Source organism: Variovorax sp. 10L426 (assembly GCF_056395305.1).
In genome coordinates, this window is record NZ_JBFTJF010000053.1 from 1 (window position 1) to 783 (window position 783).

The 783-nt window shown below is 66.3% G+C and carries 1 protein-coding gene; it reads left to right on the forward strand.

What is annotated here, in order from left to right:
* Positions 1–783, forward strand: a 783-nt coding sequence (locus AC1DHL_RS29650; protein WP_478164318.1) for a UxaA family hydrolase, incomplete at both ends; no start/stop codon positions are given.

The window sequence follows — 783 nt, forward strand, 5'->3', positions numbered from 1 at the left end:
GGAGCACACCTACGGCTGTGGCGTGGCCATCGACGCACCCGATGCCATCATTCCGATCCGCACGCTGCGCAACATCAGCCTCAACCCGAACTTCGGCGGCGAGGTGATGGTCGTGAGCCTGGGCTGCGAAAAACTGCAGCCCGAGCGCTTGATGCCGCCGGGCACCATCCCGCTGATCGACGAACGCAACGTGGCCGATGTCGGCGACAGTGCAGACAGCAAGCTCGATGTGGTCTGCCTGCAGGACGATGCGCACGTCGGGTTCATGTCGATGATCGATTCGATCATGCGGCAGGCCGAAGAGCATCTCGAACGCCTCAACGCCCGTCGCCGCGAGACCGTGCCGGCGAGCGAACTGGTGGTCGGCGTGCAGTGCGGCGGCAGCGATGCCTTCTCCGGCGTCACCGCCAATCCGGCCGTCGGCTTCTGCACCGACCTGCTCGTGCGCGCAGGCGCCACCGTGATGTTCTCGGAAGTCACCGAAGTGCGCGACGGCATCGACCAGCTCACTTCGCGCGCGACCACGCCCGAAGTGGCCGACGCCATGATCCGCGAGATGGCCTGGTACGACGCCTACCTGGACAAGGGGCGCGTCGATCGCAGCGCCAACACCACGCCGGGCAACAAGAAGGGTGGCCTGTCCAACATCGTCGAGAAGGCGATGGGCTCGATCGTGAAGTCGGGCAGCGCGCCGATCTCGGGCGTGATCTCGCCGGGCGAGAAGGTGCGCCAGAAGGGCCTGATCTACGCGGCGACGCCGGCCAGCGATTTCATCTGCGGCAC